The organism is Flavobacterium sp. N502536, from assembly GCF_025947345.1.
In the GTDB taxonomy this organism is placed as follows: Bacteria; Bacteroidota; Bacteroidia; order Flavobacteriales; family Flavobacteriaceae; genus Flavobacterium.
Map to the genome: position 1 here is coordinate 4154264 of NZ_CP110011.1, position 24343 is coordinate 4178606.

Sequence of the window (24343 nt, forward strand, 5' to 3'; positions counted from 1 at the left end):
AAAAGCAGTTTTTACAGCGCTTTTACGGTTTCAACAAAAGTACTTTTTTTATCAATAATTCCGAGATCAAATAACTGATTTTGAATTTTATCAAAAGCTTTCTCTGTTAGTTGCTTCTGAGACCATTGTGTTAGTTTTAACCATTCCTGAATGTCTTCGGGTTTTTGATTGAAAAGTTCCGACAAGGTTTTGTCAATATTTGGAATCTCAGCAAAATCCTGAGTTGTTCTATTGATGATCTCCAGTATTTTTTCGACAATTTTCGGATTCTTTTTCAAAAATTCGTCTCTAACCGTTATGACAAAAGAAGGCCATGGAGTAGGGCAGTCACCAACTCTTCTGAAGATACCCTTATCAACCAGTGGTTTGGTCATAAAACGTTCCCACATAAAATAATCGGCAGTTTCGTTGGTCAAAGCTTCAACGGCACCATCAATGGTATTGATAATTTCAAACTCTAAATCATTGGTTTTCCAGCCTTGTTCGTGTGCGTTTACATACGCCATCAGCTGCGACCCCGAACCTAGTCTCGAAATGGCTGCTTTTTTCCCTTTAAGGTCCTTCACCGTTTCAAAGTTTGACTTTGCAGCGACGTGAATTCCCCAAATCAAAGGAGATTGTACGTATATCTGAACTATTTTGCTGGGGTTTCCTGCGATAATGTCTTTTATGATTCCTTCGGTTAAAATAACAGCAATGTCAGCTTCATCATTTCGCAGCATCTGACACATTTTGCCGGTGCCTTCCGGAATATCTTTCCATTGCAAATCTATGTTTTCGGCTTCAAATTCACCACTTTCAATGCAAAGTTGCCATGGTAAATTGAAGTGTTCAGGAACACCTACAATTTTTACAGTTTTCATTCTGATATAAGTTTAAGTTGGTTAAGCGTATTCTAAGTTTATTCGGGGAATTAATTTTTTAACAAATCTGTTCTGTGTTTATCAGAGAGACAAGGCTCGGCAAATTCAATTATAGCATTCGATTCATACTCCGATAATACATTTTTCACAAGCGAATAATCGGTGTTTTTTGCGATTTCAACAGCCAGAAAGGTGTCGTTTAGTCCTTCTGACAGACAGTTTATCGCTTTTAATTTTTCACGTATAATTTCCTTGTCAAATCCTTTTTCTAAAATCAGAACCTGAACGATCGAGTTTCCTGAATGCTCTATGGTTTCTTTGTGAATAAAACACTTTTCATTTTCATCATATTCTGCCCGAAAAGTGTCATCCGTTGCAATTAAAGGCCCAAAAAAGGGAATATTATCCAGTTTGAAATACCCTTTTTCTAAATCTATAATTTCAGCCCACATGGTTTCTGAAACTATTTCTTCGAGATAAGTGCTGTAGTATTTAAACAGGATTTTTTTATGCGTTTCTGCCATGGTTTAATTTTGTAATTGTGTTGTATCAAGCTAGTTAATTTCGCTGATTACTGCTTTTAAGGGCGATAATACAATGCGATAACCATCAGGATCTAAGAACATTTTTCCATTCTCATTCCAAAAAGGATTGGTTGCAGTTAAGATTGAGATGTTGTTGCGTTCTACTCTGTCTACCAGCTCGTTGTAATCTATGATTGTTTTTGGATAAAGCACAATAACATCATCCTCGTCAAACGTATGATTTGCTTTTGTTTTAGATTGTGTAAATTCAAAATGCCAGTCCAATCCGAGCATTCCAAGAAAAACACCATCGTAATTCTTATGATTCTGAAAGCTGCCCAAAACTTCAAAGCCAAGGATATTGACATAAAAATCAACCATTTTTTCAATATTATCGGTATGTCGGGCAACTCTTAAAAACATAAGCTAGGATCTTATTTGATGAATATGATGTTCTAAATGTTCTACATAATCGGTCATTAAAAATTTTAAATCAATCTCAGACCCATCACTTAAAATGATTGCATACTCTAAAGCCTTTTCATCAACCGATTTCATGATTCTTACGATTTGTCGGTTGATAGAAAGCCAAAGCTGTGTCAGATCATAAATGTCCATGGTCTGATACTGATTTAAATTTACCAAATCCATTTGGTTATAAGGTCTGTGATGGTAAGGTTTTTCCAAATAATTAATTTCTGTAAACCGAACCAGATTATGAATTCCTGAATCAACCAAATGTCCAATAACTTCTTTCTTAGACCATTTTCCCGGGATTTTCGCCTCTAAAATTTCACTTGCCAAAGAAGGGAAATAAGTAGCATTTTCATTCAGTAATAGTTCAAATTTTATAATAGCGTTTTCCATGAAGTACCCAATAGTGGACTAAGTTATTGAATTAGTTTGTTGCTAGTTTATCTAAAGTATAAGCAATAAGCGCATCTACCGCTTTATAAGGATCTTCGCTGAAAGTTCCTGAAGCACGATTGGCGATAATAGCATTTAAAGACAAGGCATTATGTCCTAAAAGTGCTGAAAGCCCATAGATAGCAGCAGTTTCCATCTCTAAATTGGTAATTCTTTGCTCGTCAAAATTAAAATTATCCATTTTACTGTTTAATTCCTCATCCTGGATGTTCAAGCGTAAAACACGTCCTTGTGGTCCGTAGAACCCTCCGGCTGTAGCAGTGATTCCTTTAAACATTTGATCCGATTCGATAATTTTTTCCAGCTTTTCAGAGCAGGCAATTGCATACGGTTTTCCTTTTTTAATGTCCCAGTTGGTATGCGTGATAAAAGCATCCTCGATGGCAGCATTCGAAACTTCGTCAATTAAATAAGAGCGAAGCATATTATCTAATCCCAGTCCAAATTTAGACATAACAAAACTGTCTACCGGAATATCAGCCTGTAATGAACCTGAAGTTCCAATTCGGATAATATTCAAAGAAGTTAAGTTTTCTTTTGGTTGGCGTGTTTCCAAATCGATATTCACCAAAGCATCAAGCTCGTTTATCACAATATCAATGTTGTCAGGACCAATTCCGGTTGACATTACAGAGATTCTTTTTCCTTTGTAAATCCCGGTTTGGGTTTTAAATTCTCTTTTTTGTGTTGAATATTCAATAGAATCAAAAAACTGAGTGATTTTTTCTACTCTGTTTTGGTCTCCTACGAAAATAATATCGTGTGCTATATGTTCAGGACGAAGGTTTAAATGGTAAACACTCCCGTCTGGATTAAGTATTAATTCTGAATTATGTATCATGTTTTTTAATGTTTCTTAGTTTTTTTTTAAGGTTCTGAGGGGCTAAGGTTCTGAGATTTTTTTTAAATTCGGTAATCTAAAATCTACAATCTGCAATCAGAAATCATCATCCGCCGACTCTTTTCGTTTTGAATCCTTTAGCTTTAAGGATTTCCATTATTTTGTCGCGATAATCGCCCTGAATGATTATAGCCGCGTCTTTAAAAGTGCCGCCAACGCTAAGTTTGGTTTTGATTTCTTTGGCCAAAACTTTAAAATCTTCATCAGATCCTTCGTAGCCTTCGATTACGGTGGTGGCTTTTCCTTTTCGTTTTTCGAATTTGCAGATCATAGGCTCTTTTTGAATGAAAAGAACATGATCCTGCTCCTGAATTTCTTCAGGTTCGTTGGATTCGACATGATCCGGAAACAAATTTTTTAATTGATCTTGTAAGTCCATGGGTTTTATGCTTCAAATAAATTCCAATAAATATAGGATGTAAAAATTAAATTCCAAATCCCAATGATGAGTTTGGAATTTGGAATTTAAAGATTGGAATTTAATTTATGTTTATTTTTTGATTAAACCTAAATCTACCAAGCGTTCGTATAAATAATCTCCCGCTGTAATATCTTCGAATTTCTTAGGATTCTCGTCATCAATACAGTTTTCCAAACAATCCAGCTTCATATCGCTTACCGGGTGCATAAAAAACGGGATAGAATAACGTGAAGTTCCCCATAATTCTCTTGGCGGATTAACTACCTGATGAATCGTCGATTTTAATTTGTTGTTGGTATGTCTAGACAACATATCTCCAACATTAATCACCAACTGATCGTCTTCTGCGATAGCATCAATCCACTCGCCATCATGATTTTGTACCTGTAGACCTTTACCCTGAGCACCCATCAATAATGTGATAAGGTTGATGTCTCCGTGAGCAGCTGCGCGAATCGCATTTTCCGGCTCAGTAGTAATAGGAGGGTAGTGAATTGGTCTTAAAATAGAGTTTCCTTCTTGCGCATACTGGTCAAAATAAAACTCATCTAAACCTAAATGTAAAGCCAGGGCTCTTAATACATAAACACCTGTTTTTTCAAGCATCTGATACGCTTCTTTACCTACAACATTAAAACGAGGTAATTCGGCAACATTTACATTTTCAGGGTACTCTGCCGCATACTTAGAAGAGGCGTCCACATACTGGCCAAAGTGCCAGAATTCTTTTAAATCTCCCTCTTTGCGTCCTTTAGCATGTTCTTTTCCAAAAGATACATAACCTCTTTGTCCGCCAATACCGGGAATTTCATAATTATGCTTAGTTTCTATTGGCAAAGCGAAAAATTTTCTAATTTCGCTATAAAGCTCGTCTACTAACTGGTCGTCTAAGAAGTGACCTTTTAGGGCTACGAAGCCAATGTTTTCAAATGCACTGCCGATTTCATTTACAAATTTTTGTTTACGTTTCGGGTCGTCCGAAAGGAAATCACGTAAGTCTACACTAGGAATGTTTTGCATACTTTACATTTTTATTTAAAGATAAAAGGCGTTGTAAGACCTTTCAATAACAAAGGTAGAGAATATTTTAGAATTGAATTTTAAAAGTTATACTAAAATTAAATTTTTCTAACAAAAAGAAATAAAATTGTTATATTTTTCTATATTTGAAATACTTAAAACAACGCGCTAATGATCTTTTACAGACAAAACCTAACTGACGCTCAATTATTAGACTTATATAAAAAAATTCTCAAGCCCCGACTCATCGAAGAAAAGATGCTCATCTTAATTCGTCAGGGGAAAGTTTCTAAATGGTTCTCCGGAATCGGGCAGGAGGCAATTGCAGTAGGGGTGACCTCTGTTTTAGATGACTCCGAGTATGTGTTGCCCATGCATCGGAATCTAGGGGTGTTTACCAGCAGAAACATTCCGTTACACCGTTTGTTCTCGCAATGGCAGGGAAAAGCAAATGGTTTTACAAAAGGAAGAGATCGTAGTTTTCATTTTGGTACTCAGGAATACAATATTATTGGAATGATTTCGCATTTAGGCCCTCAATTAGGGATAGCAGACGGAATTGCTCTGGCACATAAACTTCAAAAGGACAATAAAATAACAGCTGTTTTTACAGGTGAAGGCGCTACCAGTGAAGGTGATTTTCATGAGGCATTGAATATCGCTGCCGTTTGGAAATTACCCGTAATGTTTGTGATTGAAAATAATGGTTACGGATTGTCGACACCAACAAACGAGCAGTATTATTGTGAGAACCTGGCCGATAAAGGCATTGGGTATGGTATTGAAAGTTATATTATTGATGGAAATAACATACTGGAAATCTATAATAAGCTGGCGCAACTGAAAGAGGAGATGCAGAAAGATCCGCATCCTGTGCTGTTGGAGTTTAAAACGTTCAGAATGCGTGGTCATGAAGAGGCGAGTGGTACAAAATATGTTCCGCAGGAGTTAATGGACGAGTGGGCGGCAAAAGACCCTGTTGTGAATTACAAAAAATATCTGATCGAAACAGGAGTACTTACTCCCGAATTGGATGAAGAACTACATAGTGCTATTAAACAGGAAATTGATGAGAATTGGGCAATTGCAAATGCAGAGCCGGAAATTGTTCCCAGTTATAGTGGTGAATTAAACGACGTTTACAAACCCTATACTTATGAAGAAGTTAAACCGGATTCAGAAGTAGAGAATATTCGATTTATTGATGCCATAAGCAGCAGTTTGAAGCAATCTATGGAACGACATGAGAATCTTGTTTTAATGGGACAGGATATAGCCGAATATGGTGGGGCGTTTAAAATTACAGATGGTTTTGTAAAGGCGTTTGGAAAAGAGCGTGTGCGGAACACTCCAATTTGTGAGAGCGCAGTAGTTTCGGCCGCGATGGGATTGTCGATCAACGGTTTCAAAGCGATTGTCGAAATGCAGTTTGCCGATTTTGTTTCTACAGGTTTCAATCCTATTGTTAACTTACTGGCAAAATCGCATTACCGCTGGGGTGAAAAGGCTGATGTTGTCGTGCGAATGCCTTGCGGAGGCGGAACTCAGGCAGGACCTTTTCATTCGCAGACCAATGAAGCTTGGTTTACCAAAACACCAGGTTTAAAAGTTGTTTATCCGGCCTTTCCGTATGATGCAAAAGGCTTATTGAATACTTCTATAAACGATCCCAATCCGGTATTGTTTTTCGAGCACAAACAATTGTACCGAAGCGTATATCAGGATGTCCCGGCAGGTTATTATACCATTCCGTTAGGAAAAGCAGCTCTATTAAAAGAAGGAGAATCAGTTACCATCATTGCTTTTGGTGCCGCGGTTCACTGGGCATTGGAAACCTTAGGGAAAAATCCTGAAATAAAAGCCGATTTAATTGATTTGCGAACCTTACAGCCATTGGATACTGAAACTATTTTTAATTCGGTTAAAAAGACAGGGAAAGTGATTATTTATCAGGAAGACACTATGTTTGGCGGCATTGCCAGCGATATTTCGGCTCTGATTATGGAGGAATGTTTTGAATATCTGGATGGTCCAGTAAAAAGAGTAGCCAGTTTAGATTCGCCAATTCCGTTTACAAAAGCACTGGAGGATCAGTTTTTATCAAAAAATCGTTTTGAAGATGTTTTATTAGAATTATTGAAATATTAATTACAAATAGCAAATTGTTTTGCAAAAAGAACATTTTTTTTATCTTTAAACCATAAAAAAATAACTTATGAAAAAACTGTTTGCTTCAATTTTTGCAATTACCTTACTTTTTTCCTGTAATAAAAATGGCAAGTCTAACGGAGATAAAGCGTTAGATGTAAAATTCGATACCTACAAGGATCGTTTTGTTACCGATTTGTGGAAGGTTAACCCAGGCTGGGCTTCTGGTGTTGGTTACCATAAACTGGACAGCGTTTTGGTTGTTCCCGATGCTGCTGAGGAAAAAAGACAACTTGATTTTGCTAATGCACAATTGGATTCCTTAAAACAATTTAATCCTGAAGATTTGTCTGATAACAATAAGACCGATTTTCAAATGATTAAAAATCAACTGGAGGCTACTATTTTTAGTGTAATAGAACTAAAGTCTTCTCAGTGGAATCCTTCTGATTATAATGTCTGCGGATCATTTGCAGAAATTTTGAATGGCAAATACGATACTCCGGAAATTCGTTTGCGTGCTTTTAATGCAAAAATGAATAATGTTCCGGCTTATTATGAAGCGGCAAAAAAGAACATTAAAAATCCAACTGTAGAGCATACAGAACTTGCTATAGCGCAAAATCTTGGCGGTTCTACTGTTTTTGACGTTGATTTGGCTGCAGCTTTGGAGAAAAGTAAACTAAGTGCTGCCGAGAAAAAAGAAATGCTGGATAAAGGTATCGTTGCTAAAAAAGCAATTACTGATTATGTGGACTGGTTGAAAAAACTATCCAATAAAACACCTCGTTCTTTTAGACTTGGGGCGGAATTGTACGCTAAAAAATTCAATTTTGATATTCAATCGGGTTATACAGCGGATGAAATTTTTAAAATTGCAGTAGATCACAAAAAAGATTTGCACGAAAAAATGTTTGTTCTGGCAGACAAACTTTGGAAAAAATACAAAGGAAACGAGCCAAAACCTGCCAATAAACTGGATTTGATCAAACAGGTAATTGATAAAATCTCTTTACAGCACACTACACCGGAAAAATTCCAGTCGGAAATTGAAAAACAAATTCCGGAATTAACGGCTTACGTAAAAGCAAAAGATTTATTGTATATTGACCCTTCAAAACCGTTGGTAGTTCGTAAAGAACCTGCATATATGGCGGGAGTTGCAGGAGCTTCTATTTCAGCACCGGGTCCTTATGATAAAAATGCCAATACGTATTATAATGTTGGAAGTATGACAGGCTGGACAGCTGAGAACGCAGAAAGCTACTTACGTGAATACAACGATTATATTTTACAGATTTTAAACATTCATGAAGCTGTTCCGGGGCATTACACCCAATTGGTATACAGTAATCAATCGCCAAGTATCATTAAGTCTATTTTAGGAAATGGCGCTATGGTAGAAGGCTGGGCAGTTTATGCGGAGAAAATGATGTTGGAAAGCGGTTATAAAAATTCGGATGAAATGTGGTTGATGTACTACAAATGGAATTTAAGAGCGACTTGTAATACCATTTTAGATATTAGTGTTCATACTAAAAACATGTCTAAAGAAGCGGCTTTGGATTTATTGATCAAAGAAGCATTCCAGCAACAGGCTGAGGCAGATGGAAAATGGAAACGTGTTACTTTATCGCAAGTACAGTTGTGTTCTTATTTTACGGGATATACTGAAATCTACAATTTAAGAGAAGAACTTAAAAAGAAAGAAGGAGACAAATTCAATTTGAAGAAGTTTCATGAGAAATTCTTAAGCTTCGGAAGTGCTCCGGTAAAATACATTAAGGAATTAATGTTATCTGAAGAATAAAAATAACGATGATTCTGAATGTATAGAATCATCGTTTATAAGGTTTTGTTTTATCTGTGTGTAAAACATTTTTTTTGAGAACTGCGTCCTAACGGATGCAAAGTAAAAAGACTAACAGGTTATTGCAACCGTTAGTCTTTTTTATTTTAAACAGTAATTTATATTTATTTAAACCCGACAGGTTTTTAAAACCTGTCGGGTTTGTTTTAAGTTATGACTCTTTTTCAATGAATTTTGCAATTCTAAAACTGTTTGTCATTAATAAATAACCAATTACAGCCTTGCAAAAATAGAAGATAATCCAACCAGATTTTGGGTAATCTTTAAATAAAGTTTTATCTTGAAAGAACATGAAAAACTGCTGTAATAATATGGGTACGTTCTGAATAAGCATATAGCCACCTATCACAATAATAGCTATTGAAATTATTTTATTCTGACTTGAATTCAGCTCTATTGTATTGTTTTCAAAACCTTTATCAAGTTTTAGTTTGTCAATTATCCAATTAGCTTTAAAAAGAAAAAATCGAGAGATTAAGTAAAAAATAAAAAGAACAAGCAAAATACAAAAAATGAGAATAAGTAAGTCTTTATTATCTTCATTTTCATATATAAAATAAATTGAAGAAATCCATTCCGGGATTATACTTACAGCTTGAAGAATTAAAATTAGGCCTAAAATCTTAATTAAGATGATCCAAAAGGTTTTTATTGACATTGAAAAATATATTTAATCATTAGGGTCAGCAGTTCTTGTTGACAAAATATTTAAACCCGACAGGTTTTTAAAACCTGTCGGGTTTGTATTTTTTATTGGTAGTAATTAATTCGAATTCGACTCCAATTCAAACAATTGCACCTGACTTTTCAAGCGATCGATCAATAAATTCATCATTCGTTTGTTTAAACTCGAGGAGTTTTTAATATAAGTATCGTATTCTTCAATGGTAAAAAGAGCGATTACAATTCCCTTTAGAGAATTTCGAAATTTGATGTCTTTTTGAATGGAGTTTTCGATGGTTTGGAGTTTTTTCTCGACTGTGTAGGAGTAAAAATCAGCTTTGTTTTTATTGACATAGTTGATAAAAACTGCGATAAATAAATCGTTTTGAAGTTTTAAAATAGGTCTAATAGTCTGATTTTGAAACAACTCATCTGCTGAAGATTGAGCACTGATTGTTCCTAAAGTTTCGCCTCTGAATTCTTTTAAAAAAGTGTCTCTCGCTTCCATGTTTTTTCTTTAAATTTAGAAAAAAATCCGATACAAAATTTTTTATTCAAACTAATATTATGCGATTCCACACCAGAAAATGGGTAAAACCCGAAGATTTAAATCCAAACGGAACATTATTTGGCGGAAAGCTACTCGCCTGGATCGATGAAGAGCTGGCGCTGTACACGATCATTCAATTGGAGAACACCAGAGTCGTGACCAAGTACATGTCGGAAATTGATTTTAAAAGTTCTGCCCGACAAGGCGATATCGTCGAGATTGGAATTGATGTTGTAAAATTCGGAAACACTTCACTCATTTTAAAATGTGCGGTACGCAATATGATGACCCGCGAAATCATCATTACCATAGACAAAACTACAATGGTGAATCTCGATGAAGACGGAAAACCTAAAGCCCACGGAAAAACTCAAATTGAATTCGTAAAAGACCGTTTATAATTCTTTATATTATGTACCGGTTTAAAACTTCAAAAATGACTAAAAAAAATATACTTGTTTCTTTATTGTTTGTTCTGCTGTTGTCCTGTAATTCAAAAGAAAATAAAGACAGTTATAACCATGCTGTTTATCGTGCGGTTCACAAAGGAGATACCGCTGTTCTCGACATTCATATCAACGACAAAAGGTTTTTCGGTCGTTATGAAGTGTTTTATCATAAAATAGGTAAAGATTCCGGCGATGTAAGGGGAGATATTAAAGGAGATACTTTTAGAGGTGATTTTCATTTTATCTCTAATGGAGGCAGCTGGAAAAGGGTTCCTTTGGCTTTACTTAAGAAAGACAACAAACTGTTTTTAGGAAAAGGAGTAATTGGTACCTATTTCAATCTTCCGCTTTTTTTACCCGAAGTACCCATTGAGTATGACAATTCGCAATTTGTTTTTGAAAAAATTAAAGAATAGTTTTCAGTCGCAGTCGCAGTTTCCAGTTTTAAACTGCGACTGAATACTGAGACTGCGACTGAATACTGAGACTGAAAACTACTCAAATCGCCCAATCTTCGAAGGCAATTCAAATATTTCAAGATCAAAATATTCTACTGAAGCCATCACATGGTCAAAAATATCGGCCATAATATATTCGTAGTTGGCCCAGCGTTTATCGCTCGAGAAAGCATAAATCTCTAAAGGAACTCCATTTGCGGTCGACTGCAACTGACGGCACATCATGTGCATGTCCTTGTTTAGGCCTGGGTGTGTTATTAAATACTGCATGATATACTTACGGAACAATCCTAAATTGGTCATATTACGGCCATTGAGTGCCAAAGTTTTGTCAACACCACGCAGATCGTTGTATTTATCGATTTCGGACTGTCTGGTTTCGATATAGGAAGCAATCAATTGTACTTTTTTCATCTGATTCAAATCTTCATCATTCAGAAAACGAATACTGCTGCTTTTAATCAAAACGTGTCTTTTGATGCGTCGTCCATCAGACTTCTGCATACCGCGCCAGTTCTGGAAAGAATCAGAGCTTAGAGCATAAGTAGGTATTGTGGTAATCGTGTTATCAAAATTTCGAACCTTAACAGTCGTCAGGTTAATCTCGATTACATCCCCGTCTGCGCCAAATTTATCCATGGTAATCCAGTCACCAATACGAACCATGTCGTTGATGGCCACCTGAACGCTCGATACAAATCCGAGGATTGTATCCCTGAAAATTAAGATAATAATAGCCGAAAGCGTTCCTAAAATAGTCAGCAGTTCGCCTTGCTTGATTCCAAACAACTTGGAGATAATAATCGCAACCCCAAAAATCCAGAGCACAATCATAATAACCTGAACGAAGCTGTCGATTGGTTTGTCGCTGTATTCCGGTTTTTGTTTTAAATAATCGCGTAAGGCATTAAAAATAGTCCTGGTAATCCACAATCCGAGCAAAACGATATAAACCCCAACTATTTTTCCAAAAACCGACTCCCAGTACTCGTATTTGTCGAGAATAATTGGAACGGCTTTGTAAATAAAGAAAAACGGAATTAAGTATGCCGTGTATTTGGTCGTTTTATTGTGAATCAGATAATCGTCAAATTTTGTTTTGGTACGCTGCGCAAAAACGGCAGTCAGCGTAACCAAAACAAACTTTGCCAGATAATAAATGGCGTAGGCCAGTATCACCATGATGGCGATATTAAAGATCAAGCTGACATAAGACGCTATGTTACGACTCATGCCCCAATCTCTAAAAATAGGGTATAAAAAATTAAATATTTTATCCAAAAGTCTAGGCATTATTCTCCAGGTATTTTTTCTCTACATAAAAAGTTCCAAACGGAATAAGTGACGCGATCTGTATAATGGCAAAGGTTTTTAAATCCCAATTTTGAGGTTTTTTAAGTAAAAACGCCAGTAATACATAACCAATAAATAAAACACCATGAGTCATTCCCAGCGGACGTAACAGGGTGTGATAAAGTTCGGGATTATTGGTTTTGATGAAAAGCATATTGGTAAATAATACTAGGTAAGAGATTCCCTCTAAAATTGCAGTAACTTTGAAAATCTTGAGCATATTCTATTTTTTGAGTTTAATACCAGCAAAATTAAGTATTATCGTTGGTATTTGAAGTATGAATCAGGAAAGTAATTTACTTTTGTAATCTTAAACTTTGATAATGAGTAAACGCGATTTAAAAAAATATCTTGCCGAATTAAACAAAGAGCAGCTCGAAGAGCAGATTGTCGAATTGTATGAAAAGTTTAGTCCGGTTAAAGTGTATTACGATTTTGTTTTCAATCCAAAAGAAGATAAGCTGCTGCAGGAATGTAAGGTGAAGATTTCGCACGAATACTTTCCAATTAAAAAAGCAGGAGCCAAAAGACGTCCCAAAGCAAAACTGCGTCGCTCAGTGGCACAGAAATACATCAAACATTTTATTTTATTGGGAGTTGATCCGTTTGTTGTCGCCGACATTATGCATTACAACATAGAGATCGCGCAAACGTATTCATCACAAAATCCGGTTAAGCAGGAATTGTTTTACAAAAGCATCCTGAATTCATTTGAGCAGGCCGTAAATTTTTCTATTTCCAATGGAATTTTAGCTGATTTTAAAGAAAGAATTATAGCCATTCAACAAGAAACTCTTCAACAAAAATGGAAAAACAAGTATGATTTTGAGGCAATTTTAGAGAAAATCGATTAATAAAAGCAGTTCTCATAAAAAATCTTATTTAAAAAAAACATTTATTTTAGGTTAAAATAAAGTGAAAAACTGTTTTTTCGGTGTATTTTTGCAAAAATCCAAAAAATAACAATGTCTCAAAACACTTTAGAAATAGAAAGAGAAGAGAAAAAAGAACTTTATGCATATCAGAAAGGCGACATCGATGCCATTTTTGAACGTTTAGACAATGCTCCTCAGAAACATCATTTATTATATCAATTGCCTACTGGTGGTGGAAAAACAGTGATTTTTTCCGAAATCGTTCGTCGTTATTTAGCTAATAATGATAAAAAAGTGGTTGTTCTAACACACCGTATCGAACTTTGTAAGCAAACCTCTAAAATGCTGAAAGGGTTTGGTGTTTCTAACAAAATCATTAATAGTAAAGTAAAGGAATTACCGGATCAAAACGATTTTTCATGTTTCGTAGCGATGGTAGAGACCTTAAAAAACCGTATCAATGACGAAAAGTTACATTTAGACAATATTGGTTTGGTTATTATTGATGAGGCGCATTACAACTCATTCCGAAAACTATTAAACTCATTCAAAAACGCTTTTATTCTTGGAGTAACAGCAACACCTTTGAGTTCAAACATAAAATTACCAATGCACCAGAGTTACAATGAACTTATTGTGGGAGACACCATCAGTTCATTGATTGACAAAGGATTCCTGGCACGTGCCACTACTTATAGTTATGATGTTGGATTAACCTCTCTTAAAGTAGGTATCAATGGAGATTATACCGTAAAATCATCAGATGATTTATATACGAATACCATTATGCAGGAAAAATTACTGCATGCCTATACCGAGCGTTCATTAGGTAAAAAGACTCTGATTTTCAATAATGGTATCCACACTTCGTTATACGTATATGAAACGTTTAGAGAAGCGGGGTATGACATCAGACACCTTGATAACACCAGTAGTTCTGAAGAACGTAAAGACATCTTACAGTGGTTCAAAAAGACACCTGATGCGATTTTGACTTCTGTGGGAATCTTAACAACCGGTTTTGATGAACCAACAGTTGAAACAATTATTCTAAACAGAGCAACAAAATCATTAACTTTATACTACCAGATGATTGGGCGTGGTTCTCGTAAATTACCTGGAAAAGATGAATTTACAGTAATTGATTTGGGTAACAATGCCGCACGTTTTGGTTTGTGGAGTGAGCCGGTAAACTGGCAGCACATCTTTAAATCACCTGAATTTTATTTGGAGAATTTACGTGATGATACCGAGATTGAAATGTACTTCAAATACAGTATGCCACCGGAGTTGCGTGCTAAATTTAGCAAAACGGCCGATGTTACTTTTGATGTAGATGAAGAGCATAAATTAATCATCAAACAAAATTTACGTTCTAAGGTTGTATTGGATAAATCATTAGAGCAGCATGCTTCAATGTGTGTTGACAATACCGAAACTTTACAAGAAGCAAAATCATTAGGCAGAGAATTGGATGACGATATAGATTGCCGTATCAAGCGTTATGCAAAATGTTTGAGCCAATGTAGTAAAAACTACCGCGAATGGCTGGTTGAAGACTATAAAAAGAACCTGACCTTATTAATAGGCAAGAAGTATCGTGAAAAAATCATGAACGAGCCGGACGAATAGAGATATTTTGTTTCAGCTTGTCGCGCTGAGCGAAATAAATGTTACAATATGTCATTTCGACGAAGGAGAAATCGCACTGGTATTACACAAAGTTTGTCGAATATTGGATGCGATTTCTCCTTTGCAACTTACTAGAAACTCATTTTTAAGTTCTCAAAGCAACCTGAAACTTGAAACAAATAAAAACAAAATAAACAAAATAAAAAGTATGTCTAAACAATTCTCATCATTAGGAATTTCAGCACCAATTTTAAAAGCGTTAAGCGAATTGAATATTGTTGAACCTACGGAAATCCAACAAAAAACAATTCCGTTACTTTTAGCTGAAACTCACGATGTAGTTGGTTTAGCCAAAACCGGAACCGGTAAAACAGCTGCCTTCGGATTGCCATTGCTGCAATTAATCGATACAGAATCTCCTGTAGTTCAGGCCGTCATTTTGGTTCCAACAAGAGAGCTTGGACAACAAATATTCAGAAATTTAGAAGGTTTCGGAAAACACCTTCCAAACGTTTCTATCGCTTCCACTTGTGGAGGAATTCCAATAAAACCACAAATCGAACGCTTGACTCAGCCTACCCATATTGTAGTAGCAACACCGGGACGTTTGATCGATTTGATTCAGCGCAAAGCCATTGATTTAAAACAAACAGCCTATTTAGTACTGGATGAAGCCGATGAAATGGTCTCTATCCTTAAAGAGAGTTTGGACGAAATTGTTGCTGAACTTCCTAAAAAACACCGTACTTTATTGTTCTCCGCTACTTTACCGGGAACAATCAAGCAGTTGATTCAGAATTACTTAAATAAAAATGTTGTTCAGGTTAGCGCAAGCATGGAAACTGTTGGGAACCAAGGGATTGATCACGAATATATTGTAGTAGATCCCATTGAAAAACTGGATGTTTTGATGCATTTTTTAAATTCAAGAGAAGGCGAACGCGGTATTATTTTCTGTAAAACCAAAGCAGCAGTCAATAAACTGGCCAAGAATCTGGCCATCAATCGTTTTTCTTCTGGAGCGCTTCACGGTAGTTTGTCACAGGGAATTCGTGACAGGATTATGGAGCAGTTTCGTGAGGGGCACATCAACATACTGGTCGCTACCGATTTAGCTGCAAGAGGAATCGACGTAAAAGAAATTTCTTATGTAGTCAACTATCATCTTCCTGACACCTACGAAAACTATGTTCACCGTAGCGGAAGAACCGCGAGAGCAGGAGCAAAAGGGCTATCATTAACCGTTTTGCAGGAAGAAGAAGTAGTAGAAATTCCTGAATTTGAACAAGAACTGGGGATTAAATTTACTAAATTTCAAAAACCTTCGGTAGCAAGTCTTGAAGAAAACAATACGCTTTTATGGGCCAAACAAATTTTCAAAACAAAACCGAATCATGATATTTCAACAGAATTAAAAACTAAGGTAAAAACAGTTTTTCATCATCTGACTAAAGACGAACTGATTGAGAAATTGTTAGCCAATTATGTTTTACAGAACAAAGTTGAAGTGGCCGAAAAACCTGTTAAAAAATTCAAAAAGTAATATTTGCGGCAATTAACTTTGCTAATTTATGTTGTATATTTATAAGGTAATTTTAGTATAATCTTACTTAATAAACAGCATATATGAAGATAGTCATCATAGGAGGTGGTTTTGCAGGAATCAATCTTGCAAAAGAGCTTGTACACCATCCTCAAATACAGGTAACCCTTGTAGACAAGAACAATTATAACTTTTTTCCACCACTTATATATCAGGTTGCAACCGCATTTTTAGAACCTTCGAGTATCAGTTATCCTTTCAGAAAATTCTTTGCAGGCAAAAAAAACCTGCAATTTCGTCTGGGGGAATTGCTTTCAGTAGTTCCGGCTGAGAATAAAATTATCCTGAATAACGGAGAATTAACATACGATCATTTGGTTTTTGCAACCGGTGCAGAAACGAGTTATTTTGGAATGGAAAACGTTATGAAAAACGCCATTCCGATGAAAACATTAAACGATGCCATCGAAATGCGTAATGCACTGCTTAAAAACCTTGAAAAAGCAGCAATTACCAAAGATATCCGTAAACGACGCAAACTGCTAACCATTGTGGTAGCAGGAGGAGGGCCAACAGGAGTGGAGGTATCCGGGATGTTTGCCGAAATGCGAAAAAGCATTCTTTTAAAAGAGTATCCGGAACTGGAAACCTCTGCGAGTAATGTTTATTTGGTCGATGGGGGAGACGCACTCCTCTCGCCTATGAGCAAAGCTTCTCAGGAAGATACTCTGGATGCACTTACCAAACTTGGTGTTGTGGTAAAACTTCAAACACGCGTTGTTGACTATGTTGATGATACTGTTCATTTTGCAAATGGAGAAACAATTAAAACCAAAAATCTGATTTGGGCAGCCGGAGTTTCTGCCAAAACTTTTGAAGGAATCCCAACAGAAAGTTATGGCCGCGGAAAACGCATGGCAACAGATCAATACAATAAAGTAAATGGACTCGTAAATATTTACGCTATCGGTGACACGGCCATCACAGCCGGTGATAAAAATTTCCCTGACGGACATCCGCAGGTAGCGCAGGTTGCCATTCAACAAGGATTGAATTTAGCCAAAAACTTTAAAGCAATGATACAGAACAAACCTTTAAAGGCATTCCTGTACAATGACAAAGGTTCAATGGCTATTATTGGAAAAAATAAGGCAGTTGTAGATTTACCTAGTCCGAAATGGCATTTTAAAGGATTTTTTGCGTGGATTATCTGGCTGTTTATCCACCTGATATCCCTGATTACTTATAGAAACAGATTAAATACATTCTGGAACTGGATGGTGGCTTATTTTGCAAGAGATCAGTCTTTGAGAATGATTATCAGACCAGATAAAAGACAACAAAGAGAATAGATAAAATTCAATTTTTAAATTCCAAATTCCAATGAACTGGGAGTATTTAATTGAACATAAAAAAGCCAGAATTATTAAATTCTGGCTTTTTTTTATACAATCTTGTCATTTCGACTGAAAGGAGAAATCACACAAAAATTCCGCAAAGTGAATCTCCAATCTTTGTCGAGCTACTAGTGTGATTTCTCCTTTCAGTCGAAATGACAAAGCGGAGTATCTTTGTTAATGACCAATCATAACATCATCTTCCTTAGTCAATTCTACTTTTTGCTTAATAAAACGTTTTCCAATATTTAAAACAATAAAAGCGGTAATCGTAGTTGTTGTCATGATCGCCACCATTGGCGCAACAGAATCTTTTACAAAAATTCCAACCGCAAATGAAGCTAAAGCCCCAATTCCAAGCTGAATAGCGCCCATTAATGCTGAGGCACTTCCTGTATTCTTAGCAAAAGGCGCCAGAGTAAGACCTGCGGTATTTGGATTTGAGATTCCAAGACAAGCCAGGAATAAAAACAACATTCCAATAGTTTCATACAATCCTAAAAGGTTGTTTAAAGCCAAAATCAGGAAAACAATACTAATAACGGACTGCGAAATCAACGCACCAAAAATCATTTGTTCGCTGGAGTATTTTTTCAATAAAGCTGAATTTAACTGACTTGAACCAATAAAACTAACCGACATAAAAGCAAAAATCCAACCGTAGGTTTTAGCGTCAACATGGTAAATATCCATAAAAATTATAGGAGAGGCCGCAACGTACGAAAACAGCCCTGAAAAAGCAATTGCCCCTGTAAAAGCATACGTATAAAACTGAGGCTCTCTAAGTACTTTTAAGAAATTGGTAATAATAGGTTTTGGCTTCAAAGATATTGAAGTGTCTGGTTTATAAGTATTAGGCAAACCAAGCTGTGATGCTATGAGAATTGCAATTCCCATACACATTAAAATAAAAAATACAGTATGCCAGCCGTAATCTTCTGTAACATAACCTCCAATTGTAGGCGCCAGCATAGGAGAAAGTCCAACCACAAGCATTAATAAGGAGAATACTTTCGGAATATCTTTTACAGGAAATAAATCTCTTACCATAGCAACAGAAGCTACTGTTGCAGCGCAACTTCCAACGGCCTGAACAAATCTTAAAAGGATAAACGAATCAATTGTAGTTACATAAATACAGCCCAAAGAAGCCAAAATATAGACCATTAACCCAATAAATAAAGGTTTTTTTCGACCAAAACGATCCAATAGCGGTCCGTAAAGTAATTGTCCGGCTGAAATTCCAATAAAATAACTCGATAAACTCATCGAAACTTTGGCGACTGAAGTGTGTAAATCCTTTGCTATACCTGAGAAACCAGGCAGATACATATCAATTGAAAAAGGGCCAAGTGCTGTTAAAGAACCTAAGATAAGGATGAGCTTAATGTATTTTTTTGTTGTCATTTTCTTAAAAAATTGCTTTTCATTTTTTGCAAAGGTAAAGATTTCATATCTTGTAGTGTAATTTAAACCTTTTTTAATAAAAGTTTGGGTGTATTACGCATGAATGGATTGCCAAAAATCATTTTAATATTAATCTTAAAAATTTAAAATTATGAGAAATTACATTGTACTATTTACACTTATTTTTACCACAATTTCATTTGCACAAACGATTACTTCTAAAAAAGAAGATGCAACTCCGGCACAATATGCCTTGCTGGAAAAAGTCAATCAGTATTATCCGGATATTACTTTAAGTAAAACGGTTACTAATTTTTATGCCGACGGTAATATCATTGACACGCATCAGGAATTTGATTTAACAAATTCTAAATTCACGAGTTACAAAATTGGACTTGAACCGGATAATAAAAAACTCCTGTTTGAGTATGTTTCTGACGCAACCGGAAAAGTTTACGGTGACGTTACCATTTTTAAAGGAAATGCGCTGAGAACAACTTTTACAGAAAAGAACAATGAGATCAGTGTCGCATTGAACGGAAAATCGGTTTATTTGAAAAAATTAAAATAATTTTTCAAATACGGGAAATATGAAGCACCACATATTTTGTGGTGCTTTTTTTCGTTTATATTTGATTCATAAATTTCACATATTTTAAAACGCATGAAAAAAATTCTCTTATTATTGATTCTCGTAAGCTTTCAATCGTATGCACAGGCCAATAAATTTACCGGAACCTGGAGCACTGAAAATTGTAAAAGTTGCAGCAAGGAATATGTACTGAAATTAAACCTGGCGCAATCCAATAACAAAATTTTCGGAACGGCCGAAATTACAAGCAGCAATGAAAAATTTGTTAGCGGTGTTATGGAGGTTGACGGTAATGTGTATGCACTTGGTGAAAAAGCTCAAATTAGCATCAAAGGCAAAGACGGTTCTGCAAGTGCAGTTTTATTTGTAAAGGAAGATCTTTTACAATTTGCCAAAAGAGGCGGTGATGATTTAGTTCCCAAAGAAACAGTTCTAACGAAGTTATACTAGAGAAATCAAGGCAAAAGACGCAAATTTGCCCTATTTTAGTATAGTATATTTTGAACTATAATTTATATTATGTAAAATAGAGAATTCAGGAAACTTCTCGGCTCTCTGTAGATTCTTTATAAAATATTTTTTTATAGATGCTCTCAAATACTTAAAAATGAACGGTTTGTATTGTATCAAACCTATCTCGGTTTAAATCGTCTGTCAAAAACAAACCAAAATTGTGTTTTTGAATCGTAATAAATCATTTTAAAGGCTTTAAAATGACAATATTTAACATTTCTTTAAAATAATTAGATTCTGTGTAAGATGCTTTCATTGTACCACATTATTTTATTATTTTTACATTCGATACTTTAAAAAAATTATCAAACATATGAATACAATTGCTGAGCATATTGCAGATTTTTTAAAAGAATACCCGCCATTTGATAATTTAACTTTCCAGGAATTATCTGATATTGCAACGAACATTCGTGTTATCAATTTAGAAAAACATGCAGTATTGTTTCAAAACAATGACCTGCTTCACGACAGCTTTTATGTTGTGGCTTCGGGTATTGTAAATCTGACTACAATTGCTGATGCTGAAGAAACGATTATAAACAAATGTCATGAAGGTGATATTTTTGGTCTACGCCCGTTTTTTGCCAAAAATAACTATATGATGACGGCTAAAGCGCGTGAAGAAAGTATTATTTATGCTATTCCAATCGCGGTTTTCAGACCATTTGTAGCGAATAATTCAGACGTTTTGAACTTTTTACTCGAAAATTTCGCAGTAAATTCAAGACATGCGAAAGACAATGTACATTCTAATGGAAAATTGATTTCTGATACTGCGTTTTATGTTGATCAGCAATCAGAAATGCAGTACATTCAGTCTTTAGCGTACAACAATTCGCCTTTAACAACTGAATCGAACCATATTATTAAGGATGTCGCTATTTTGATGACCGAATCAATGGTCGACAATATCGTGATTTGTGAAAAGAATAATCCGATTGGTATAGTAACCAATGCCGATTTATCTTCAAAAATTGCTACAGGCCGCTATCCTATTACCGAAACGATTGATAAGATTATGTCTTCGCCGGTAGTTACTGTTATTGAAAATGTATCGTTGGCTGAAGCACAATTGCTGATGTTAAAACATAATGTTACCCATTTATGTGTTACCAAAGACGGTACCAGTAAATCTGCGGTAAAAGGAATTATTTCTGAGCACGATTTAATTGTGGCACAGGCCAGTAACCCTGGTGTTTTAATTAAAGAAGTGAAACGTTCGCAGTTGCCAAAAGATCTAAAACAAATACGAGATCGTTTGTCTGATTTGATTCAGAATTCGATTCAGAAGAATATTCCAATTTCACATGTCAGTAATATTGCGAGCGAAATTAACCTGGCCATTATTAAGCGTGCGGTAGAGCTTTCTATTTTAGATTTAGGCTCCCCTCCTGCTCGTTTTGCATGGTTAAGTATTGGTAGTCAAGGGCGTAAAGAACAGCTTTTGCTCACCGATCAGGACAGCATTCTGATTTTTGAAGATGTGGCACCGGATAAATACAGAGAGGTTAAAGATTACTTTTTGAGATTGGCCAAAAGAACCACTTCGATCCTTGAAAAAGTAGGTTACGAACTTTGTCCAAACGGACATATGGGAAGTAATATGCTTTGGTGTAAGTCATTGACCGACTGGACAAAACAGTACAACAGCTGGATGAATACTCCAGGTGAAAACAGTAACGATCTGAGCAGTATTTTCTTTGATTATGAAATTGTTTTTGGAGAACCAAAAATTGAAGAAGTCATCGAAAATGTGATCTTTAAAAATGCGGTGAACAATACTTTGTTTTTTGACTTTTTAGGAAACGACGCTTTAAAACGTAATTCTCCTTTAAGTTTTTTCAAAAAGTTTATTGTTGAAGAAGAAGGACCACATAAAACAAAATTTGATATTAAGACCCGCGCATTAATGCCTTTGATTGATTCAGCTCGTTTGCTGATTTTGAATGCTAATATAAAGGGGATTAAAAATACTTATTTGAGATTCAAACAATTGGCTATTACAGATTCTAAAAATGCCGAAATTTATTTAAGCTGTGCCGAGGCCTTTCTGACCTTGTCAAAGTTTAGAACTGTTGAAGGTTTGAAGAATGATGATTCCGGACAATATATTAATTTAAGGGAATTGTCTAAGACAGACAAAGAAAAGTTAAAAAATGCCTTAACCCCAATGAAAGACCTTGAGGAATTAATTAAGAGTAAATTTCAACTTACACAATTCTCATAAAGTATGCTAGACTGGATTAAAAATATCAACAAAGAGTATCCGGACTTTTGGAAGGAGTACTTGACGAAATTTGAAGTTAAACCCAACAGGTTTGTGGTGTTGTCTACAGAGACTTCCGGATTAAATCCCAATAAAGATGTTATTTTGTCTTTGGGGGCTTTTTCGGTTATTGATGACAGCATTGTGATTAAAGACAATTTTGAAGCTGTTTTACTACAATACAAATTTTTGCAGGATAACGGACTTTCGAATGAGTTTATCATTGAGAGCAAAATGATGAAGATGCCGGAACCTGATGCAATGGAAGCTTTGATTAATTTTATAGGAAATTCGATCTTGGTTGGACATCATATTAATTTTGACATTGAAATGCTGAATGCGGCATTAGAACGTCTGGATTGTGGAAGATTAAAAAACGAAGCTTTGGATGTTGATATGATGTATCGAAAATTAATGGATATTAACGACAAGCAATTTTCTTTGGACGATTTAAGTGAGATTTACAAAATTCCAAAAAGTGACAGAAATTCTTCTGCAGAAGACGCGTATAAAATTGCCCTATTGTTTCTTAAACTGAAATCCAGATTGGGAATTAAATAGGAAGTTTGATTCATCATATAAAAAGAAGTAAGGAAATCACTGAAAAGTATTTCCTTTTTTTTTGGCTAAACATATTTGGTGTATTCGAAATAAAGGATAATTAATAAGTATTGTAAATCCGACAATCCCGAGGCTTTGGGATTGTCGGATTTGTTATTTTAAAGATTTTTTGATAGATCCATAGCTGTGAGGCTAAGCGTAATCAACGTTTTTTAGTTTTGCAAGCTTTTGATTTTGCTTGTTTTTCGTGGTGGTAAAAAGAAATGACGTAAATCCCCCCTATTGTTGTCATTTACGTACAGTATTGTCTTTTGTAAGTAATCGCATCTTTGTCTTGTTAGTTTAATTAAAAATTAACAGAAAAAGTAGAACAAAATGACAACTATAAATTCTCATCTGGCTTTCAACGGTAATTGTCTTAAAATAAAGACGTTCTGTAGAAAATGTCTGAACAGTCAGATTATATTTCAAGTGATTGGTGAATCCCCTGGATGTTTGACTTCGCCGCAAATCAAAATTACCAATAAATACAAAGACTTTTTTAATTAACCAATTTAACAAAAATGAAAATGATATTCGTAAAAATAATAACGGTATTGGTAGCTATAGTTTCAATAGCTTTAGTAGTAGCCATGTTTACTAAAAATAAATACACTATAAGAAGAGAAATAATCATCGATAAACCCAAAACGGAAGTTTTTGATTTTATAAAACTGAATCGCAACCAAAAATTGTACAGTAAATGGCTGTTGCTGGATCCTGCTACAAAAATTGAGATAACAGGTACTGACGGAACTGCGGGTTCTGTTCTGACTTTTGAAAGCAAACACCATAAGACTGGTAAAGGAGAATGGGAAATAAAAAAATCTGAAAATGACAGAATCGATTTTGAACTTCGTTTTCTGGCGCCTTATGTATTTACGGCAAATGGGCATATGGAAACAAAAAGTTTAGCTGGAAATCAAACAAAGCTTATCTGGATTTATAATAGCGGAATGAACTGGCCTAAGAATTTTATGCTTATTTTCTTTGATATGGATAAAATAATTGGAGCTGATGTAGAAGAAAGCCTAACGAATATAAAAACGATTGTAGAAAAATAAACGATAACCTTTAAAATTACAAAATTATGTCATTTCAAGCTTATTTAACCAATATTAAAACAAAGACAGGAAAAGGTCCTGATGATTTTAAAAAACTTTCAGATGAAAAAGGTTTTTCAGTCAGTGGAGAATTAAAACCTGAAGTAAAAGCAACCGAAATTGTGAGCTGGCTAAAAACAGATTTTGATTTAGGTCACGGACACGCAATGGCTATTTATGCGCTTCTTAAAGGATTAAGGAAGTAAAAAAATAATTGTTATAAAAAAAAGCTGTCGAATGGACAGCTTTTTTTTATTTTGTGAAG

The 24343-nt window shown here is 35.2% G+C and carries 26 protein-coding genes; 14 read left to right on the forward strand and 12 right to left on the reverse strand.

Annotated features, from left to right (window positions below):
- Positions 1-11: 11 nt before the first annotated feature.
- The 7 genes from OLM61_RS17545 to OLM61_RS17575 all read right to left on the reverse strand — a co-directional run bounded on the left by OLM61_RS17545 (position 12) and on the right by OLM61_RS17575 (position 4656).
- The gene (locus tag OLM61_RS17545) at positions 12-863 is read right to left on the reverse strand and encodes a substrate-binding domain-containing protein (protein WP_264523898.1); all 852 of its coding nucleotides are present in this window, start codon (positions 861-863) and stop codon (positions 12-14) included.
- A 50-nt stretch (positions 864-913) separates the two neighbouring features.
- Entirely contained in the window at positions 914-1387 is a 474-nt protein-coding gene (locus tag OLM61_RS17550) for a DUF4265 domain-containing protein (RefSeq protein WP_264523899.1), read from the reverse strand.
- A gap of 30 nt (positions 1388-1417) precedes the next feature.
- Positions 1418-1810, reverse strand: coding sequence for a VOC family protein (locus OLM61_RS17555; protein WP_264523900.1), 393 nt, complete (start codon positions 1808-1810; stop codon positions 1418-1420).
- A 3-nt stretch (positions 1811-1813) separates the two neighbouring features.
- A complete protein-coding gene (locus tag OLM61_RS17560; protein WP_264523901.1) occupies positions 1814-2254 on the reverse strand; it encodes a DinB family protein in 441 nt (146 codons plus the stop codon).
- Positions 2255-2285: 31 nt separating this feature from the next.
- Positions 2286-3155 carry a nucleoside phosphorylase gene (locus OLM61_RS17565; RefSeq protein ID WP_264523902.1) on the reverse strand — a complete coding sequence of 290 codons (870 nt, stop codon included), beginning with the start codon at positions 3153-3155 and terminating at the stop codon, positions 2286-2288.
- Between the two features lie 106 nt (positions 3156-3261).
- Positions 3262-3594 (reverse strand): translation initiation factor, encoded by a 333-nt coding sequence (locus OLM61_RS17570; protein WP_264523903.1) that lies wholly within the window; start codon positions 3592-3594, stop codon positions 3262-3264.
- A 111-nt stretch (positions 3595-3705) separates the two neighbouring features.
- Entirely contained in the window at positions 3706-4656 is a 951-nt protein-coding gene (locus tag OLM61_RS17575; RefSeq protein ID WP_264523904.1) for an isopenicillin N synthase family dioxygenase, read from the reverse strand.
- A 171-nt stretch (positions 4657-4827) separates the two neighbouring features.
- On the opposite strand from OLM61_RS17575, the gene OLM61_RS17580 reads away from it, so the two are divergent.
- Together OLM61_RS17580 and OLM61_RS17585 are read left to right on the forward strand one after the other, a co-directional pair.
- A complete protein-coding gene (locus OLM61_RS17580; protein ID WP_264523905.1) occupies positions 4828-6804 on the forward strand; it encodes a dehydrogenase E1 component subunit alpha/beta in 1977 nt (658 codons plus the stop codon).
- 67 nt (positions 6805-6871) lie between these two features.
- Complete coding sequence (locus tag OLM61_RS17585) at positions 6872-8614, forward strand: DUF885 domain-containing protein (RefSeq protein WP_264523906.1); 1743 nt, start codon at positions 6872-6874, stop codon at positions 8612-8614.
- A gap of 211 nt (positions 8615-8825) precedes the next feature.
- Here OLM61_RS17585 and OLM61_RS17590 read toward each other — a convergent pair whose 3' ends face one another.
- Both OLM61_RS17590 and OLM61_RS17595 read right to left on the reverse strand, forming a co-directional pair.
- Positions 8826-9332 (reverse strand): hypothetical protein, encoded by a 507-nt coding sequence (locus OLM61_RS17590; RefSeq protein ID WP_264523907.1) that lies wholly within the window; start codon positions 9330-9332, stop codon positions 8826-8828.
- A 105-nt stretch (positions 9333-9437) separates the two neighbouring features.
- On the reverse strand, positions 9438-9845 hold the full coding sequence (locus OLM61_RS17595; RefSeq protein WP_264523908.1) for a glyoxalase: 408 nt from the start codon (positions 9843-9845) through the stop codon (positions 9438-9440).
- Positions 9846-9904: 59 nt separating this feature from the next.
- Here OLM61_RS17595 and OLM61_RS17600 point away from each other — a divergent pair, with 59 nt between their 5' ends.
- Both OLM61_RS17600 and OLM61_RS17605 read left to right on the forward strand, forming a co-directional pair.
- Positions 9905-10288, forward strand: coding sequence for an acyl-CoA thioesterase (locus OLM61_RS17600; RefSeq protein WP_263360764.1), 384 nt, complete (start codon positions 9905-9907; stop codon positions 10286-10288).
- Positions 10289-10323: 35 nt separating this feature from the next.
- On the forward strand, positions 10324-10752 hold the full coding sequence (locus tag OLM61_RS17605) for a hypothetical protein (RefSeq protein WP_264523909.1): 429 nt from the start codon (positions 10324-10326) through the stop codon (positions 10750-10752).
- Positions 10753-10830: 78 nt separating this feature from the next.
- Here the strand turns inward: OLM61_RS17605 and OLM61_RS17610 are convergent, their stop codons facing one another.
- Together OLM61_RS17610 and OLM61_RS17615 are read right to left on the reverse strand one after the other, a co-directional pair.
- Positions 10831-12087, reverse strand: coding sequence for a mechanosensitive ion channel family protein (locus tag OLM61_RS17610; RefSeq protein WP_264523910.1), 1257 nt, complete (start codon positions 12085-12087; stop codon positions 10831-10833).
- Positions 12080-12367 carry a DUF3817 domain-containing protein gene (locus OLM61_RS17615; protein WP_173967873.1) on the reverse strand — a complete coding sequence of 96 codons (288 nt, stop codon included), beginning with the start codon at positions 12365-12367 and terminating at the stop codon, positions 12080-12082. Before OLM61_RS17615 ends, OLM61_RS17610 begins: the two co-directional genes overlap by 8 nt.
- A gap of 103 nt (positions 12368-12470) precedes the next feature.
- Between OLM61_RS17615 and OLM61_RS17620 the strand changes: the two genes are divergently transcribed.
- The 4 genes from OLM61_RS17620 (at position 12471) to OLM61_RS17635 (ending at position 17549) form a co-directional block, all read left to right on the forward strand.
- Complete coding sequence (locus OLM61_RS17620; RefSeq protein ID WP_264523911.1) at positions 12471-13001, forward strand: DUF6155 family protein; 531 nt, start codon at positions 12471-12473, stop codon at positions 12999-13001.
- Between the two features lie 111 nt (positions 13002-13112).
- Positions 13113-14654, forward strand: a complete 1542-nt coding sequence (locus OLM61_RS17625) for a DEAD/DEAH box helicase (protein WP_264523912.1) — start codon at positions 13113-13115, stop codon at positions 14652-14654.
- A gap of 208 nt (positions 14655-14862) precedes the next feature.
- On the forward strand, positions 14863-16197 hold the full coding sequence (locus OLM61_RS17630; protein WP_264523913.1) for a DEAD/DEAH box helicase: 1335 nt from the start codon (positions 14863-14865) through the stop codon (positions 16195-16197).
- An 83-nt stretch (positions 16198-16280) separates the two neighbouring features.
- Positions 16281-17549, forward strand: a complete 1269-nt coding sequence (locus tag OLM61_RS17635; protein WP_264523914.1) for an NAD(P)/FAD-dependent oxidoreductase — start codon at positions 16281-16283, stop codon at positions 17547-17549.
- 222 nt (positions 17550-17771) lie between these two features.
- Here the strand turns inward: OLM61_RS17635 and OLM61_RS17640 are convergent, their stop codons facing one another.
- A complete protein-coding gene (locus OLM61_RS17640) occupies positions 17772-19001 on the reverse strand; it encodes a multidrug effflux MFS transporter (RefSeq protein ID WP_264523915.1) in 1230 nt (409 codons plus the stop codon).
- A gap of 151 nt (positions 19002-19152) precedes the next feature.
- Here OLM61_RS17640 and OLM61_RS17645 point away from each other — a divergent pair, with 151 nt between their 5' ends.
- The 6 genes from OLM61_RS17645 to OLM61_RS17670 all read left to right on the forward strand — a co-directional run bounded on the left by OLM61_RS17645 (position 19153) and on the right by OLM61_RS17670 (position 24284).
- The gene (locus OLM61_RS17645) at positions 19153-19572 is read left to right on the forward strand and encodes a hypothetical protein (protein ID WP_264523916.1); all 420 of its coding nucleotides are present in this window, start codon (positions 19153-19155) and stop codon (positions 19570-19572) included.
- A 93-nt stretch (positions 19573-19665) separates the two neighbouring features.
- The gene (locus OLM61_RS17650; RefSeq protein ID WP_264523917.1) at positions 19666-20043 is read left to right on the forward strand and encodes a hypothetical protein; all 378 of its coding nucleotides are present in this window, start codon (positions 19666-19668) and stop codon (positions 20041-20043) included.
- A gap of 376 nt (positions 20044-20419) precedes the next feature.
- Positions 20420-22336 carry a DUF294 nucleotidyltransferase-like domain-containing protein gene (locus OLM61_RS17655; protein ID WP_264523918.1) on the forward strand — a complete coding sequence of 639 codons (1917 nt, stop codon included), beginning with the start codon at positions 20420-20422 and terminating at the stop codon, positions 22334-22336.
- A 3-nt stretch (positions 22337-22339) separates the two neighbouring features.
- Complete coding sequence (locus OLM61_RS17660; RefSeq protein WP_173967721.1) at positions 22340-22936, forward strand: 3'-5' exonuclease; 597 nt, start codon at positions 22340-22342, stop codon at positions 22934-22936.
- Positions 22937-23499: 563 nt separating this feature from the next.
- Positions 23500-24039, forward strand: a complete 540-nt coding sequence (locus OLM61_RS17665) for an SRPBCC family protein (RefSeq protein ID WP_264523919.1) — start codon at positions 23500-23502, stop codon at positions 24037-24039.
- Positions 24040-24065: 26 nt separating this feature from the next.
- Positions 24066-24284, forward strand: a complete 219-nt coding sequence (locus tag OLM61_RS17670; protein ID WP_070908068.1) for a DUF4287 domain-containing protein — start codon at positions 24066-24068, stop codon at positions 24282-24284.
- Positions 24285-24343 lie beyond the last annotated feature (59 nt).

Bases quoted from the DNA above. Each gene is read 5' to 3' on its own strand.
- OLM61_RS17585 (WP_264523906.1), top strand. From the start codon at position 6,872: ATGAAAAAACTGTTTGCTTCAATTTTTGCAATTACCTTACTTTTTTCC.
- OLM61_RS17650 (WP_264523917.1), top strand. From the start codon at position 19,666: ATGAAAAAAATTCTCTTATTATTGATTCTCGTAAGCTTTCAATCGTAT.
- OLM61_RS17565 (WP_264523902.1), bottom strand. From the start codon at position 3,155: ATGATACATAATTCAGAATTAATACTTAATCCAGACGGGAGTGTTTAC.
- OLM61_RS17550 (WP_264523899.1), bottom strand. From the start codon at position 1,387: ATGGCAGAAACGCATAAAAAAATCCTGTTTAAATACTACAGCACTTAT.
- OLM61_RS17670 (WP_070908068.1), top strand. From the start codon at position 24,066: ATGTCATTTCAAGCTTATTTAACCAATATTAAAACAAAGACAGGAAAA.
- OLM61_RS17570 (WP_264523903.1), bottom strand. From the start codon at position 3,594: ATGGACTTACAAGATCAATTAAAAAATTTGTTTCCGGATCATGTCGAA.
- OLM61_RS17645 (WP_264523916.1), top strand. From the start codon at position 19,153: ATGAGAAATTACATTGTACTATTTACACTTATTTTTACCACAATTTCA.
- OLM61_RS17575 (WP_264523904.1), bottom strand. From the start codon at position 4,656: ATGCAAAACATTCCTAGTGTAGACTTACGTGATTTCCTTTCGGACGAC.
- OLM61_RS17590 (WP_264523907.1), bottom strand. From the start codon at position 9,332: ATGTCAATAAAAACCTTTTGGATCATCTTAATTAAGATTTTAGGCCTA.
- OLM61_RS17665 (WP_264523919.1), top strand. From the start codon at position 23,500: ATGAAAATGATATTCGTAAAAATAATAACGGTATTGGTAGCTATAGTT.
- OLM61_RS17655 (WP_264523918.1), top strand. From the start codon at position 20,420: ATGAATACAATTGCTGAGCATATTGCAGATTTTTTAAAAGAATACCCG.
- OLM61_RS17560 (WP_264523901.1), bottom strand. From the start codon at position 2,254: ATGGAAAACGCTATTATAAAATTTGAACTATTACTGAATGAAAATGCT.
- OLM61_RS17620 (WP_264523911.1), top strand. From the start codon at position 12,471: ATGAGTAAACGCGATTTAAAAAAATATCTTGCCGAATTAAACAAAGAG.
- OLM61_RS17555 (WP_264523900.1), bottom strand. From the start codon at position 1,810: ATGTTTTTAAGAGTTGCCCGACATACCGATAATATTGAAAAAATGGTT.
- OLM61_RS17605 (WP_264523909.1), top strand. From the start codon at position 10,324: ATGACTAAAAAAAATATACTTGTTTCTTTATTGTTTGTTCTGCTGTTG.
- OLM61_RS17635 (WP_264523914.1), top strand. From the start codon at position 16,281: ATGAAGATAGTCATCATAGGAGGTGGTTTTGCAGGAATCAATCTTGCA.
- OLM61_RS17580 (WP_264523905.1), top strand. From the start codon at position 4,828: ATGATCTTTTACAGACAAAACCTAACTGACGCTCAATTATTAGACTTA.
- OLM61_RS17610 (WP_264523910.1), bottom strand. From the start codon at position 12,087: ATGCCTAGACTTTTGGATAAAATATTTAATTTTTTATACCCTATTTTT.
- OLM61_RS17595 (WP_264523908.1), bottom strand. From the start codon at position 9,845: ATGGAAGCGAGAGACACTTTTTTAAAAGAATTCAGAGGCGAAACTTTA.
- OLM61_RS17660 (WP_173967721.1), top strand. From the start codon at position 22,340: ATGCTAGACTGGATTAAAAATATCAACAAAGAGTATCCGGACTTTTGG.
- OLM61_RS17615 (WP_173967873.1), bottom strand. From the start codon at position 12,367: ATGCTCAAGATTTTCAAAGTTACTGCAATTTTAGAGGGAATCTCTTAC.
- OLM61_RS17545 (WP_264523898.1), bottom strand. From the start codon at position 863: ATGAAAACTGTAAAAATTGTAGGTGTTCCTGAACACTTCAATTTACCA.
- OLM61_RS17640 (WP_264523915.1), bottom strand. From the start codon at position 19,001: ATGACAACAAAAAAATACATTAAGCTCATCCTTATCTTAGGTTCTTTA.
- OLM61_RS17630 (WP_264523913.1), top strand. From the start codon at position 14,863: ATGTCTAAACAATTCTCATCATTAGGAATTTCAGCACCAATTTTAAAA.
- OLM61_RS17625 (WP_264523912.1), top strand. From the start codon at position 13,113: ATGTCTCAAAACACTTTAGAAATAGAAAGAGAAGAGAAAAAAGAACTT.
- OLM61_RS17600 (WP_263360764.1), top strand. From the start codon at position 9,905: ATGCGATTCCACACCAGAAAATGGGTAAAACCCGAAGATTTAAATCCA.